Origin of the sequence: Herbiconiux sp. VKM Ac-1786 (genome assembly GCF_015350805.1) — a bacterium.
Taxonomy (GTDB): Bacteria; Actinomycetota; Actinomycetes; order Actinomycetales; family Microbacteriaceae; genus Herbiconiux.
This window is the reverse complement of the sequence record NZ_JADKSG010000001.1, coordinates 2023691-2038296: the sequence shown is the minus strand read 5'-3', so window position 1 is coordinate 2038296 and position 14606 is coordinate 2023691. Positions and strand designations below refer to the sequence as shown.

The window sequence follows — 14606 nt, the reverse complement described above, 5'->3', positions numbered from 1 at the left end:
ATCCGTCGAATATGTTGTGGAAGCAAACTTTTTCTCGCACCAGGAGACACCAATGACGCTCGTCGCCGGCATCGACTCATCCACCCAGAGCTGCAAGGTCGTGATCCGCGACCTCGACAGCGGGGAGCTCGTGCGTCAGGGGCGGGCCACCCACCCGGCCGGCACCGAGGTCGACCCCGCCTTCTGGTGGGACGCGCTCGTGACGGCGCTCGACGCGGCCGGCGGGCTCGACGACGTCGCCGCCATCGCGATCGCCGGGCAGCAGCACGGCATGGTCGTGCTCGACGAGGCCGGCGACGTCATCCGCCCGGCGCTGCTCTGGAACGACACCCGCTCGGCTCCCGCCGCACGCGCGCTGATCGAGGAGTTCGGCGCCGCCTCGCTCGCCGAGCGCACCGGCAGTGTGCCGGTCGCCTCGTTCACCGCCACCAAGTTGCGCTGGCTGCGCGACGCCGAGCCTTCGGCGGCCGAGCGGGTGGCCGCCGTCGCGCTGCCGCACGACTGGCTCACCTGGCGCCTGCGCGGCTACGGGCCGGCCGGCGCCTCGCCCCTGGGGCCGGTGCTCGAAGAACTGGTGACCGACCGCTCGGACGCCAGCGGCACCTCGTACTGGAACCCGCGCACCGGCTCCTACGACCGGGAGCTGCTCGTGGCGGCGCTCGGACACGACGCGGTGCTGCCGCGGGTGCTGGGGCCGGCGGAGTCCGCCGGGTCGACGGTCGCGTTCTCGGCTTCGGCGTCTTCGTCGTCGGCGCCCGTGTCCGTCCGGGTGCCGGCCGGCATCGTCGTGGGCCCCGGCGCGGGCGACAACGCCGGTGCGGCGCTCGGCCTGGGCGCCGTCGAGGGCGACGTCGTCGTCTCGATCGGCACGAGCGGCACCGTCTTCGCCGTCACGAGCGAGCCCTCGTCCGACGAGAGCGGCACGGTCGCCGGCTTCGCCGACGCCTCGGGCGCCTTCCTCCCCCTGGTGGCCACGCTCAACGCGGCCCGGGTGCTCGACGCCACCGCCGCCCTCCTCGGTGTCTCGCACACCGAGCTCGGCGCACTGGCGCTCGAGGCGCCCGCGGGCTCCGACGGGCTCGTGCTCCAGCCCTACTTCGAGGGCGAGCGCACCCCCAACCTGCCCACGGCGACCGCGACGCTGTTCGGCCTCACCCTCGCTTCCACCACCCGGCCGGGGCTCGCCCGCGCCGCCATCGAGGGGCTGCTCTGCGGCCTCGCCGACGGGCTCGACGCGGTGCGGCGGGTCGGGGTCGTGCCCTCGCGCATCCTGCTGATCGGCGGCGCCGCCCTCAACCCGGCCGTCCAGGCCGTGGCCGCTCAGGTGTTCGACGTGCCGGTGACGGTTCCGCTGCCGGGCGAGTACGTGGCCGACGGCGCCGCCGTGCAGGCGGGCTGGGTGCTCTCGGGCACGCGGCCGTCGTGGGCGATCTCGCTCGCGGGCTCGCCGGCGCCCGACCATCGGCCGATCATCCGGGAGCAGTACGCGGCGCACGCCGTTTCGCCCGCGGGCTGAGGCCTCACGGGTCGGCGGATCGTCCAGGCCGAGCGACGTTTCGGCCATGGTGCCGGGCGGTCGCGCATCCGTAGTGTCGATGCCGTGACGACCGCTGACGCCCGCACGGCCCCGCCCCGCGACCCGCTCGCGTCGGCCGCTGCGCCGTCGGCGCGGCACTGCGTCGTGAGCGTGTCGGTGAGGTCGGATGCCCTGCGGCAGCCCCTCGCCCGCGTCGACGTCTCGGCGACCGTCGCCGTGCCGCGCGCCCGGGTGCGCCTCGAGGCGCCGGCGTTCGCCCCCGCGTCGCTGACCCCGCCCCTCGCGGGCACCCTCTTCGCCGCCATCGCGCCGGCTGACCGCGGAACGGCCTGGGAGTGGTGGGTGGCGCTGGCCCCCGGGTCGCCGTTCGTGGTCGAAGCGGTGCTCGCCGGTCGCGTGGTGGCGTGCGAGCTGACGCTGCGACTCTTCGCCGGCGACGAGGAGCTGCTCTCCTTCACGCCGGCGCTCTCCTCGAACGAAAGGCTTCCCGCATGACCGATCTGACCGGCCCGGTCCCGGAGCACCTGCCGCCGCGGCTCACCATCAGCCTCTGGGACTTCTCGTGGTACACCCGCGCCGAGCCCGGCGGCCCCTTCGCCGACCTCGACCGCGCCTTCGCGGAGACCGTCGAGCGCGGCTATAACGCCGTGCGCATCTGCGCCGCTCCCCTGCTGCTGTTCGCTGAGCTCTCGCACGAAGGCCGGCCGCTCGCCTCACTCGCCCACGACCTGTCGATCGAGGGGCTCGGCGCGGCCCCCGGCGGCGGCTTCTACGGGGAGGGCACGCGCTGGTACGACGTGCCCGGCGGGTACTCGCTCGACGTCGGCGCCCGCCTGCTGGAGCTCTTCGAGGCGGCGTCGCGGCACGGCGTCGTCGTGATCCTGGCGAGCTGGGAGTACCAGCAGTCCCCCGCGTTCGCGCGGTCGAGCGCCTGGTTCGAGGCCATCCACGCGGTGCCCGAGGAGTCGCGCTACGAGCTGCTCGCCGCCTCCTGGAACCGGATGCTCGAGCACCTCACCGCCGCCGGCCACCGCGACACGATCGCGCTCGTCGAGCTGCACAACGAGGTCGACTTCTCGCTGCTGCCCGACGTCGCCTCACCGCATGCCTCCAGCGGCATACAGGCCGTCGAGCGGCTGCGGGCGGCCCACCCCGACCTGCTCGTGACCGCCAGCTGGGGCAAGCCGCCGCACCTCGCGATGCACCAGCTGCCCGACGGGCTCGGGGCGGCGCAGTTCCACGTCTACAGCTACGGGGTGCTGGATGCGCTGCAGCAGCGCCTCGACATCCGCGCCGAGGGCAGCGAGGGATTCCCGAACGCCGCCCTGCGCGAGCTCCTGCGCCCCGACGCGCCGACCCCGGCCGAGTACGGCCGCGCCGCCTCGTGGAAGTTCGAGGCCACCGTCGTCACCGACCAGATGATCTACGGCTACGACCAGCTCGACGCCGACCGCTGGGACACCTGGCTGTACGAGAACTACGGGCCCTACCGCGCCGTGATGGAGCGGGAGATCGAGTCGCGCACGATCGCGATCGCCGAATGGGCGCGCTGGAAGGGCGTCCCGGCCGTGATCGGTGAGGGCTGGATCGGGTACACGCCGCTGCACGGCACCTTCGAGGAGGGGCCGATCGGGCGGGCGCTGGCCGAGATCGGCATCCGCACGGCGCTCGAGCACGGGGTCTGGGGCGTGGTGCTCTGCTCGAACGCCGCGCCGCATCACCCGATGTGGGCGGATGTCGCGTGGCAGCGGCGGCTGAACGCGGAGATCCTCGCGCAGGATTAGCTGCTGGTGCTCGTGCGCCTGCTCTCGCTCTGGGCGGCCCCGGTTCTCGGCAGCGAGAAGAGCCAGGCGAGCCCGATCCGGCGTGCCAGCGCCTCGACGCCGACGCAGAACGCGAGGGTCGCGGCCAGCAGCAGCCAGGGGTAGGCGATCACCACGAGGTCGTGGTCGCGCATCCATTCGGCTGCCCCCGGCCGGGCCAGCAGGGCGTCGTTCGCCACGATGAAGACGAACGGGTGCACCAGGAAGATCGCGAGGGTGTGCCGGCCGAGGTAGCGCACGGGGGCGGCGAGCGGATGCGCGGCCACCCGCACCGACAGCTGGAGCGCGAAGGCGACCGACGCCACCCCCGCCGCGAGGAACAGCCCGAGATCGGCGAAGGTCGCGACGTACAGCGCGGTCAGCGCGACCGCGACCAGCCCGGTGACCGTGGTGACGATCCACCCGGAGCGCCGCAGGAGCAGGTCGATCAGCTGCGGCGCCCGGGCGGCGAGGAGGTAGAACACGAAGGAGCGCAGGAGGTGCTGCGGGAGCCCGTCGAGGAAGGTCGTGCCGAGCACCGACAGCACGATCGCGAAGGCGAGCAGCGCCGGCAGCGGCACCCGCCGCGTCAGACGGGCGGCCACGAAGAACAGCAGCAGGGCGTAGAGGTACCAGAGCGTGGTCTGGGGCCAGAGCAGGTTGTCGAGCAGGAAGCGGGGGACGTCGACCGCGCCGCCCTGCCCGAATCGCTCGCGCAGCACGTCGAAGACGGCGTTGACGACGACCCAGACGAGGTAGAGGTAGACCAGCAGCAGCACCCGGGGCCGCAGCACCGCCCGCCACGGCCGCCGGATCGCCCGCGAGGCGAGGTAGCCCGAGACGAGGAAGAACAGCGGCATGCGCAGCGGCAGGGTCGCGTCGACGACGGCGTTGACGACGTCGGACCCGGGGAACCCGTAGAAGAAGTAGATGTAGTGCAGCAGGAACAGGTGCAGCAGCACCACCATCACGATGCTCGCCCCGCGCGCGAAGTCGGGCCACTCCAGCCGCGCCGCGACGGTCTCGGACGGTGCAGCCATACCCTCCCACGCTAGCCGACGGCCCGCCCCGCCGAACGCGAAGGGCCCTCCCCCGGAGGGGAGGGCCCGATCGTCGAGGGCGGGGGGGGTGGGCTAGAAGTCCCAGTCCTCGTCTTCGGTGTTGACGGCCTTGCCGATGACGTAGGAGGAGCCAGACCCCGAGAAGAAGTCGTGGTTCTCGTCGGCGTTCGGCGACAGGGCCGACAGGATCGCCGGGTTCACGTCGGTGACCGTCTTGGGGAACATCGGCTCGTAGCCGAGGTTCATCAGCGCCTTGTTCGCGTTGTAGTGCAGGAACTTCTTGACGTCTTCGGTCAGACCGACCTCGTCGTAGAGGTCTTGCGTGTACTGCACCTCGTTCTCGTAGAGGTCGTACATCAGCGAGAAGGCGTAGTCCTTGATCTCGTCGCGCTTGGCCTGGTCGACGAGCTCCAGCCCGCGCTGGAACTTGTAGCCGATGTAGTAGCCGTGAACGGCCTCGTCACGGATGATGAGGCGGATGAGGTCGGCCGTGTTCGTGAGCTTCGCCCGCGACGACCAGTACATCGGCAGGTAGAAGCCGCTGTAGAAGAGGAAGCTCTCGAGCAGCGTCGAGGCGACCTTCCGCTTCAGCGGCTCGTCGCCGTGGTAGTAGTCGAGGACGATCGACGCCTTCTTCTGCAGGTTCGGGTTCTCGGTCGACCAGCGGAAGGCCTCGTCGATGTCCTTCGTGTTCGACAGGGTCGAGAAGATCGACGAGTACGACTTGGCGTGCACCGACTCCATGAACGCGATGTTCGTGTAGACGGCCTCCTCGTGCGGCGTCAGCGAGTCGGGGATGAGCGAGACCGCGCCGACCGTGCCCTGGATCGTGTCGAGCAGGGTGAGGCCGGTGAACACGCGCATGGTGAGCTGCTGCTCGGCCGGCGTGAGCGTGGCCCACGACTGCACGTCGTTCGACAGCGGCACCTTCTCGGGCAGCCAGAAGTTGTTGACGAGGCGGTTCCAGACCTCCACGTCCTTGTCGTCCTGGATGCGGTTCCAGTTGATCGCCTGCACCTTGGTGAGGAGCTTCAGCGGCTCGGAAGGGGTCATCGGAGAGTCCTTCGGGTTGTCGTGGCGACGATCATCACAGCATGCACGAGACGCAGCCGTCGATCTCGGTGCCCTCGAGGGCGAGCTGACGCAGGCGGATGTAGTAGATCGTCTTGATGCCCTTGCGCCACGCGTAGATCTGCGCCTTGTTGATGTCGCGCGTGGTCGCGGTGTCCTTGAAGAACAGGGTCAGCGAGAGGCCCTGGTCGACGTGCTGCGTGGCCGCGGCGTAGGTGTCGATGATCTTCTCGGCGCCGATCTCGTAGGCGTCGTCGTAGTACTCGAGGTTGTCGTTCGTGAGGAACGGCGCCGGGTAGTACACGCGCCCGATCTTGCCCTCCTTGCGGATCTCGATCTTCGACGCCACCGGGTGGATGGACGACGTCGAGTTGTTGATGTACGAGATCGAGCCGGTGGGCGGCACCGCCTGCAGGTTCTGGTTGTAGATGCCGTGGGCCTGGATGGAGGCCTTCAGCGCACGCCAGTCGTCCTGCGTGGGGATGCGCACGTTCGAGGTCCCGAACAGCTCGGCGACACGGGCCGTCGCCGGCACCCACGCCTCGTCGGTGTACTTGTCGAAGAACTCACCGGAGGCGTAGGTCGAGTCGTCGAAACCGTCGAACTTCTCGCCGCGCTCGATGGCGATGTTGTTCGAGGCCCGCAGCGCGTGGAAGAGCACGGTGTAGAAGTAGATGTTCGTGAAGTCGACACCCTCCTCCGAGCCGTAGTAGACGCGCTCGCGGGCGAGGTAGCCGTGCAGGTTCATCTGGCCGAGGCCGATGGCGTGCGAGCGGTCGTTGCCGGTCTCGATGGAGCGCACCGAGGCGATGTGCGACTGGTTCGACACCGAGGTGAGGCCGCGGATGGCGGTCTCGACCGTGGTGCCGAAGTCGGGCGAGTCCATGGTCAGCGCGATGTTCAGCGAGCCCAGGTTGCACGAGATGTCCTTGCCGATCTCGGCGTAGGAGAGGTCTTCGTTGTAGGTCGTCGGCGTGTTGACCTGGAGGATCTCCGAGCACAGGTTCGACATGTTGATGCGGCCCTTGATGGGGTTCGCCTTGTTGACGGTGTCTTCGTACATGATGTACGGGTAGCCCGACTCGAACTGGATCTCGGCGAGGGTCTGGAAGAACTCGCGGGCCTTGATCTTGGTCTTGCGGATGCGCGGGTCGTCGACCATCTCGCGGTACTTCTCGGTCACCGAGATGTCGCCGAAGGGCAGACCGTAGACCTTCTCGACGTCGTAGGGCGAGAAGAGGTACATGTCCTCGTCGTTCTTGGCGAGCTCGAACGTGATGTCGGGCACCACGACGCCGAGGGACAGCGTCTTGATGCGGATCTTCTCGTCGGCGTTCTCGCGCTTGGTGTCGAGGAACTTCATGATGTCGGGGTGGTGCGCGCTCAGGTAGACGGCACCCGCACCCTGACGGGCACCGAGCTGGTTGGCGTAGCTGAAGCTGTCTTCGAGGAGCTTCATCACGGGGATGATGCCCGAGGACTGGTTCTCGATCTGCTTGATCGGCGCGCCGGCCTCACGGATGTTCGACAGCAGCAGGGCGACGCCGCCGCCGCGCTTGGAGAGCTGCAGCGCCGAGTTGATGCCACGGGCGATCGACTCCATGTTGTCTTCGATGCGGAGGAGGAAGCAGGAGACGAGCTCGCCGCGCTGGGCCTTGCCCGTGTTGAGGAAGGTGGGGGTGGCCGGCTGGAAGCGGCCGCCGATGATCTCCTCGACGAGGTTGGTGGCGAGCGTCTCGTCGCCCTGGGCGAGGCCGAGGGCGGTCATGACCACGCGGTCCTCGAAGCGCTCGAGGTAGCGCTTGCCGTCGAAGGTCTTCAGCGTGTAGCTCGTGTAGTACTTGAACGCGCCGAGGAAGGTGTCGAAGCGGAACTTCTTCGAGTAGGCGAGGTCGTTGAGCTGCTGGATGAACTCGAACGAGTACTGGTCGAGCACGGCCTGCTCGTAGTACTCCTTCTCGACCAGGTAGTCGAGGCGCTCCTTCAGGTTGTGGAAGAAGACCGTGTTCTGGTTGACGTGCTGCAGGAAGTACTGCTTCGCCGCCTCTTTGTCCTTGTCGAACTGGATCAGTCCGTTCTCGTCATAGAGGTTCAGCATCGCGTTGAGCGAGTGGTAGTCGAGCGCCGGCGCCGCCGTCGGTGCGTCGATCAGAGTTGCTTCCACAGTCTGTCCAATCCAATCTGGACGGCCTCACGGTCATCCGGTGTTCCGAATACTTCGAATCGATAGAGGAGCGGGACCTTGCACTTGCGCGCGACGATGTCGCCCGCAAGGCAGTAGGCCTCGCCGAAGTTGGTGTTGCCGGCGGCGATGACGCCGCGGATCAGGCCTCTGTTCTCCTCGTCGTTGAGGAACTGGATGACCTGCTTGGGAACGGCACCGCCCGTCTCCCCACCTCCGTAGGTGGGGAGCACGAGCACGTACGGCTCCGTGGCCTTCAGTCGCTCTTCGCGGGCGTAGAGGGGGATGCGGGAGGCGGGACGCCCCAGCCCCTCGACGAACCGGCGGGTGTTGCCCGAGACGCTCGAGAAGTAGATGAGATCGGTGGACACCGGGCGACCTGCGCTGATCTGGCCGGTCTCGATGATCTGGCCCGTCTGGATGATCTGGCCGATCTCGATGGGACTAGACGGCGGCGCGGCTGGCCAGCTCGGCGATCTTGTCGGGGCGGAAGCCCGACCAGTGGTCGCCGTCGTCGGTCATGACGACCGGAGCCTGCAGGTAGCCGAGCTCCTTGACGGTCTCGAGGGCCTTCTCGTCGACCGAGAGGTCGAAGATCTCGAACTCGAGACCCTTGTTCTCGAGGGCGCGGTACGTGGCTGTGCACTGGACACAGGAGGGCTTCGTGTAGACCGTGATTGCCATAGGTGCTGCACCTTTCTCGAACGATGAAAACGGGAAGATCTGTGATTCTGCGGGCTGTTCGCGCCGTTCTGACGCGCTCCCCGACCCGGGACTTCAATACTACATCTAGTTGCTCCGCCAGGCGAGCACCCCTAGATGAAGTGTTACACCCGTGTAATTATCCACAGGCTGTCCACATCTGTGCACAGCTTTCACGACTACTCCTCCACAGCCTCTGCCGCGAAAAGACGCCACTTCGACCCCGCCTGTGGAGACAGCGCATCCGATGGCCTGAGGATAACTTCGGCCACCGACATCGAACACGTTCGGCGTGTCGCGCCCTAGAGGCCCAGCTCGTGCAGCCAGTGCGACAGGATGCGCTCCAGCGCGGCCCGGTCGGCCGCCGGCAGCCCGGCCAGGAGTCGCGCCTCGTTCGCCATGTGGGCCGCGAAGGCCTCGTCGATCAGCGCCACGCCGGACGCGGTCAGCGCCACCACGCGCCGGCGCCCGTCCCCGCCCGCCGCGCGCCGCACCACGAACCCGGCCGCCTCGAGCCGGTCGAGGCGCTTCGTCATGGCGCCCGTGGTGACCATGGTGTGCCCGGCGAGCTCGCTCGGGGCCAGCTCGAAGGCGCCGCCCGAGCGCCGGAGGGTCGCGAGCACGTCGAACTCCCCCTCCCCCAGCCCGTAGCGCGCGTAGACCTCGACCAGCTCGGCGGTGAGGTGCGCGGCCAGACGGTGGACGCGCCCGATCACCCCCTGCGGCGCGACGTCGAGGTCGGGACGCTCGCGGCGCCACTCCGCCTGGATCTCGGCGACTCGGTCGGCGGCGGGTTCGGGGCTGGCCATGTCTCGACTATAGCTTCCCAGGAAGCTATAGTCGCTTCCATGGAAGCTAACTGGCGCTGGATGCTGCTGACGGCCGTCGCGCCGATCGCGTGGGGATCGAACTACTTCGTGACGCGGTGGTTCCTGCCCGAGGACGTGCCGCTCTGGGGCGCGGTGCTGCGGGCGCTGCCGGCCGGGCTCGTGCTGCTGGCCGTCATGCGGGAGCGGCCGCGCGGCGACTGGTGGTGGAAGGCGGCCGTGCTCGGCGTGCTCAACGTGGGCGCGTTCTTCGTGCTGATCTACGCGGCCTCGCAGCTGCTGCCGACCAGCACCGCGTCGACGCTGATGGCGTCCTCGGCGGGGGTGCTGATGCTCGTGGCGTGGCCGCTGCTCGGGGAGCGGCCACGGGCCGCGGGCCTCGTCGGGGCCGTCGTCGGCATCGGCGGGGTGGTGCTGATGCTGGGCGGCGCCGCCGTCGGGGTGTCCGGTGGCGCGGCGGCCACCGGTGTCGGGTCCGGCGCCGGCGGCGGGGCCGGCGCGGGCGGGCAGCTCGGGTTCGGGGTCGCGGCGTCTCTCGGCGCGATGGCGATGTCGTCGGTGGGGTTCGTGCTGACGAAGAAGTGGGGCGGGGGCATCCGGGTGCTCTCGCTCACCTCGTGGCAGCTGGTCGCGGGAGGGCTCGCGGTGCTGCCGTTCGCCCTGCTGCTGGAGGGCGCGCCGCCACGGCTCGACGGGCCCGCTCTCGCGGGGTTCGGCTACGTCTCGCTCGTGGCCACGGCGCTCGCCTTCGCCGCCTGGTTCACCGGGCTGCGCCGGCTGCCGGCCGGATCGGTGGGGCTGATCGGGCTGCTCAACCCGGTCACGGGAGTGCTGCTCGGCACGCTGCTGGCCGGGGAGGCGTTCGGGCCGGCGCAGGCGGTGGGCACCCTGCTGGTGCTCGCCGGGGTGCTGCTCGGGCAGCGTCCTCTCCTGCACAGGGGGGCTCGTGTTAAAGGTATGAGACGGGATGTCCCGTCGGGTGGCGCGGGCGATGCGGCGTCGGATAGGGTCGCGTCACCGAACTGAGATGAGGTCGTCCGTGACGAGTTGTGTGCTTGCCGCCACCGGTTTCGAGTCCTGGCCGCTGCTGCTGGCCCTGGGGCTCCTCGCCATCGGCGGGGGAACAGCCGCCTGGCTGCTGCTCGGGCGCCGTGCCGGCCGTGCGAAGACGGCGGCATTCGCGGCGATCCCGCTGCTCGTGCTCGCCCTCGTCGCCTCCGGCGGCTTCGCGCCGGCTCCGGCGAGCGCCGCGGCTCCGTGCCCTCCCGGTTCCACGCCGTCGCCCATGCCGAGCACCCCGGCGCCGATCATCACGCCGACGGCCACGCCCTCCCCCGTCGACTACCAGCCCGGCGCGGCCGGCATCGGCGACGCCTACTTCCCGCTCGACGGCAACGGCGGCTACGACGTGCAGCACTACGACCTCGACCTCGCCTACGCCCCCGACACCGACGTGCTCTCGGGCACGGCGACGGTCACCGCGGTGGCCACCCAGAACCTCTCGGCGTTCAACCTCGACTTCGACACCCGGGCGGTCGACGGCACCGACTCCATCACCATCTCGGCCGTCACGGTGAACGGCCAGGCCGCCGACTGGAGCCTGGCGTCCACGCAGATCAGCGACGTCACCGGGCAGCCCCGGGTCGACGGCGACGAGGGCGGCGACGCCACGCCTCCGCGCACCGAGCTCACCGTCATCCCGCTGAGCGGCCTCGCCGAGGGCGCGACCGTCACCACGACGGTCGCCTACAGCGGAGTGCCCATCGAGGTCTCCGACGCGTTCGGCCCGGCCGGCGTGTTCGGCACCCCCACGGGCGCCGTGATCGTCGGGCAGCCCCGCGTCGCGGCCACCTGGTTCCCGTCGAACGACCACCCCTCCGACAAGGCGACCTTCTCGACCCGAATGACGGTTCCCGAGGGGCTGCAGGTGATCGGCAACGGCCGGCTGGCCGGCCAGAGCACCGCGAACGGGCAGACGACGTTCGACTGGGAGATGGAGGAGCCGATGGCCACCTATCTCGCCACCGCGACCCTCGGCGACTACACGGTCACGGGCGAGACCGGCGCCGACGGCATCACCTACTACGACGCGATCGACCCGACGCTGTTCCAGCGCGACGTCGACGGGGCGCCCGGCGTCAAGGTGGGCGACGTGGCGAAGTCGATCTTCGAGAGCGAGCCCGAGGTCATCTCGTTCCTCTCGCAGTACTTCGGCGCCTACCCGTTCACCGAGGCCGGCGGCCTGGCCATCGGGTACATCGGCGAGCACGTCGACCCCGAGTCGGGTGAGACCGTGCAAGACGACCTGCCCTACGCGCTCGAGAACCAGACCCGGCCGATCTACCCGGCGTGGGCGTTCCCGGCCGACGCCGACCCGAGCGTGGTCGTGCACGAGCTGGCGCACCAGTGGTACGGCGACAGCCTGTCGATGCAGCGCTGGTCGGACATCTGGCTGAACGAGGGCTTCGCCACCTACGCCGAGTGGCTGTGGGCGGCCGAGCACGGCGGGCCGAGCACGCAGGAGGCGTTCCAGGCGGCCTACGACCGTCGCGACGCTAGCTCGCCGTTCTGGCAGACCGTCGTCGCCGATCCCGGGGCGGCCGGCATCTTCGACGGCGCGGTCTACGACCGCGGCGGCATGACGCTGCAGGCGCTCCGCACCGAGGTGGGCGACGCCGACTTCTTCGCCATCCTGAAGGGCTGGGCCACCGAGCACGCGGGCACCGCGGTCTCGACCGAGCAGTTCGTCGCCTACGCCGAGCAGGTCTCGGGCGAGAACCTCACGGCCTTCTTCGACACCTGGATCTACACCGCGGGCAAGCCCGCCCTGGGCTGACCCCACTCCCGCGCCCCGGAGCGCGACGCGGTCGCACAAAGGGCCCTTCCCCGCGGGGGGAAGGGCCCTTTGCGCTACCCCGCCAGGGGCGAGGGGTGGGTCAGGACGGGAGGCCCAGGACGCGGGTGAGGTAGGGGTTGCGGAAGCGGTGGGCGGGGTCGCGCGAGTCCGCGAGGGCCGCGAAGTCGGCCAGGTGGTCGTACTTCGGCGCGAGCTGCGCCGCGCCGAGCGCGAACCATTTGCCCCAGTGGGGCCGCACGTCGAAGGGGGCGAGCGCCGCCTCGAGCGTCGGCAGCAGCGCGCGAACCTCGGCCGGGTGCGACTTCCAGGTGAAGTGGATGGCGAGGCTGTCGCGTCCGAAGGCCGGGCTGAGCCAGAGGGCGTCTGCAGCGATCGTGCGCAGCTCCGTCACGAGCAGATGGGGGCGGAGGCGGTCGCCGAGGGCCCGCACGGCCAGGAGGGCGGCTCGCGCATCCGCTCGGGAGACGAAGTACTCGGTCTGGATCTCGTCGCCCGCGCTCGGCGTGACGTCGGCGCGGAAGTGCGGCAGCCGCTCCGACCACGGCCCGGGCACGCCACCCTGCACGGTGGTGTTGTCGAGGTCATCGCCCGCGGGCGACATCACCTTGGAGCCGGCCGGCCGCGCCCCGAAGAACGAGTCGACGTAGGCGAACGGCGCAGAAGCGGGAGAAGACACCGACGGCGACCCCGCACCGGAACCGACGCCGTCGAGCCGGGTCTTCACCCACGCCTGCTTGAACCCGGCATCGCCCCAGTCACCGAACAGGCTCACGCTGTACGCGGCGGCCATGATCTCGTCGAAGCCGTCGAGCGCGGCCTCCCACGAGAGGTCGACGAAGATGTCCTGCCGCATCTGATAGCTCGGCTGGATGTCGAGCGTCACCCGCGTGACGATGCCGAGCGCCCCCAGCGCCACGACCGAGCCCTCGAAGCCCTCGTCGCCGCGCGCGATGCGCACGAGCGATCCCGTGCCGTCGACGTACTCGAGGGCGGCGACCGCGGTGGACAGGCTTCCGTTGCCGACGCCCGAGCCGTGCGTGCCGGTCGCGATGGCGCCGCCGATGGAGATGTGCGGCAGCGATCCGAGGTTGTGCAGCGCCCAGCCGCGCGGCTCGAGGAACGCCGCGAGCGACGCGAAACGGGTGGCCGCGCCGACGGTCACCGTGCGGTCCGACTCCGAGAGCACGAGCTCGTCGTCGCCGAACAGCGCGTCGACCGAGACGAGCACGCCCGGGCTGTCGGCCACGTCGTTGAAGGAGTGGCGCGAGCCGAGCGCCCGCAGCCGCGGCGACGCCGTCACGAGCGACACGAGCTCGTCGAGCGAGGTGGGGTGCAGCAGGGCTGAAGCCCCGTACTCGTAGCTTCCGGCCCAGTTCGGCCCGACCGCGCTCATTCCCGCCCCGCTCAGCGCCGCGGCAGCGCGCGGTCGAGGTCGGCGATCAGGTCGTCGACCGACTCGATGCCCACCGACAGGCGGATGACGTTCTCGGGCACCTCGAGCGCCGTGCCCTTGACCGACGCGTGCGTCATCTCGGACGGGTAGCCGATCAGCGACTCCACGCCGCCGAGCGACTCGGCCAGCTGGAACACGGTGGTCGACTCGGCGAACTTGCGCGCCGCCTTCGGTCCGCCCTTCAGCGCCAGCGAGATCATGCCGCCGAACGACTTCATCTGCCGCTTCGCCAGCTCGTGGCCGGGGTGGTCGGGAAGGCCCGGGTAGTACACGCTCTCCAGGGCCGGATGCCCGACCAGGTGCTCGGCGATGGCCTGCGCATTGGCCGAGTGCCGGTCCATCCGCACGGCGAGCGTCTTGATGCCGCGAACGGTGAGCCACGCATCCATCGGCCCGCTCACCCCGCCGGAGGCGAACTGCAGGAAGCGGATCTTCTCCTCGAGCGCGTCGTCGTTCAGCACCACGGCGCCGCCGAGCACGTCGGAGTGACCGCCGAGGTACTTGGTGGTCGAGTGCACGACGATGTCGGCGCCGAGGGTGAGCGGCTGCTGCAGGTAGGGCGAGGCGAAGGTGTTGTCGACCACCACGAGGGCGCCGGCCGCGTGACCGATCTCGGCCAGCTCGGCGACGTCGCTGATCTTCATCAGCGGGTTCGACGGCGTCTCGAGCCAGAGCAGCTTCGTCCTGCCGCCGGCGACGGCCTTCGACACGGCGGAGAGGTCGCTCATCTCGACGACGACGTTCTCGACGCCCCACTTGCCGTGGATGCGCTCGATCAGACGGTGGGTTCCGCCGTAGACGTCGTTGCCGAGCACGATGCGGTCGCCCGGCTCGAGCAGGGCGCGCAGCAGCGCGTCCTCGGCGGCGAGGCCCGAGGCGAACGAGAGGCCGTGCTTGGCGCCCTCGAGCGAGGCGAGCAGCGTCTCGAGCGAGGTGCGCGTGGGGTTGCCGCCGCGGGAGTACTCGTAGCCGTTGCGGAAGCCGCCGATGCCGTCCTGCACGTAGGTGGAGGTCATGTAGACGGGAGGGATGATGGCGCCGGTGGTCGGGTCGAACTCCTGGCCGGCGTGGATGGCGCGCGTCTCGAACGCGTCGGTGTTCTTGGCCATGATGG

General features: G+C 70.0%; 13 protein-coding genes. 5 read left to right on the top strand and 8 right to left on the bottom strand.

All coding sequences use genetic code 11. From position 1 onward, the window contains the following. Positions 1-52: 52 nt before the first annotated feature. From xylB to ITJ64_RS09920, 3 genes are all read left to right on the top strand, one after another. A complete protein-coding gene (gene xylB / locus ITJ64_RS09930) occupies positions 53-1516 on the top strand; it encodes a xylulokinase (RefSeq protein ID WP_194680458.1) in 1464 nt (487 codons plus the stop codon). An 84-nt stretch (positions 1517-1600) separates the two neighbouring features. After that, complete coding sequence (locus tag ITJ64_RS09925; protein WP_194680457.1) at positions 1601-2032, top strand: hypothetical protein; 432 nt, start codon at positions 1601-1603, stop codon at positions 2030-2032. After that, positions 2029-3321: a cellulase-like family protein gene (locus tag ITJ64_RS09920; RefSeq protein WP_194680456.1), complete on the top strand. Its 1293-nt coding sequence runs from the start codon at positions 2029-2031 to the stop codon at positions 3319-3321. The genes ITJ64_RS09925 and ITJ64_RS09920 overlap by 4 nt, the downstream gene beginning before the upstream one ends. Here ITJ64_RS09920 and ITJ64_RS09915 read toward each other — a convergent pair. From ITJ64_RS09915 to ITJ64_RS09890, 6 genes are all read right to left on the bottom strand, one after another. Continuing rightward, positions 3318-4379: an acyltransferase family protein gene (locus ITJ64_RS09915; RefSeq protein ID WP_194680455.1), complete on the bottom strand. Its 1062-nt coding sequence runs from the start codon at positions 4377-4379 to the stop codon at positions 3318-3320. The genes ITJ64_RS09920 and ITJ64_RS09915 overlap by 4 nt on opposite strands. Before the next feature lie 93 nt (positions 4380-4472). Beyond that, a complete protein-coding gene (gene nrdF / locus ITJ64_RS09910) occupies positions 4473-5453 on the bottom strand; it encodes a class 1b ribonucleoside-diphosphate reductase subunit beta (protein ID WP_194680454.1) in 981 nt (326 codons plus the stop codon). Between the two features lie 34 nt (positions 5454-5487). Continuing rightward, positions 5488-7635, bottom strand: coding sequence for a class 1b ribonucleoside-diphosphate reductase subunit alpha (gene nrdE / locus ITJ64_RS09905; protein ID WP_370545124.1), 2148 nt, complete (start codon positions 7633-7635; stop codon positions 5488-5490). Continuing rightward, positions 7620-8024, bottom strand: coding sequence for a class Ib ribonucleoside-diphosphate reductase assembly flavoprotein NrdI (nrdI, locus tag ITJ64_RS09900; protein WP_194680453.1), 405 nt, complete (start codon positions 8022-8024; stop codon positions 7620-7622). Before nrdI ends, nrdE begins: the two co-directional genes overlap by 16 nt. 73 nt (positions 8025-8097) lie before the next feature. Further along, the gene (nrdH, locus tag ITJ64_RS09895) at positions 8098-8337 is read right to left on the bottom strand and encodes a glutaredoxin-like protein NrdH (protein ID WP_194680452.1); all 240 of its coding nucleotides are present in this window, start codon (positions 8335-8337) and stop codon (positions 8098-8100) included. Between the two features lie 320 nt (positions 8338-8657). Continuing rightward, the gene (locus tag ITJ64_RS09890; RefSeq protein ID WP_194680451.1) at positions 8658-9164 is read right to left on the bottom strand and encodes a MarR family winged helix-turn-helix transcriptional regulator; all 507 of its coding nucleotides are present in this window, start codon (positions 9162-9164) and stop codon (positions 8658-8660) included. Between the two features lie 39 nt (positions 9165-9203). Between ITJ64_RS09890 and ITJ64_RS09885 the strand changes: the two genes are divergently transcribed. Together ITJ64_RS09885 and ITJ64_RS09880 are read left to right on the top strand one after the other, a co-directional pair. Beyond that, positions 9204-10208 carry a DMT family transporter gene (locus ITJ64_RS09885; RefSeq protein ID WP_194680450.1) on the top strand — a complete coding sequence of 335 codons (1005 nt, stop codon included), beginning with the start codon at positions 9204-9206 and terminating at the stop codon, positions 10206-10208. 13 nt (positions 10209-10221) lie between these two features. Continuing rightward, positions 10222-12018 carry a M1 family metallopeptidase gene (locus ITJ64_RS09880; protein ID WP_370545123.1) on the top strand — a complete coding sequence of 599 codons (1797 nt, stop codon included), beginning with the start codon at positions 10222-10224 and terminating at the stop codon, positions 12016-12018. Positions 12019-12118: 100 nt separating this feature from the next. Here the strand turns inward: ITJ64_RS09880 and ITJ64_RS09875 are convergent, their stop codons facing one another. Next, positions 12119-13432 (bottom strand): FAD-binding protein, encoded by a 1314-nt coding sequence (locus ITJ64_RS09875; protein WP_194680449.1) that lies wholly within the window; start codon positions 13430-13432, stop codon positions 12119-12121. Between the two features lie 11 nt (positions 13433-13443). Next, positions 13444-14601, bottom strand: a complete 1158-nt coding sequence (locus ITJ64_RS09870; RefSeq protein WP_194680448.1) for a cystathionine gamma-synthase — start codon at positions 14599-14601, stop codon at positions 13444-13446. Positions 14602-14606: the final 5 nt, after the last annotated feature.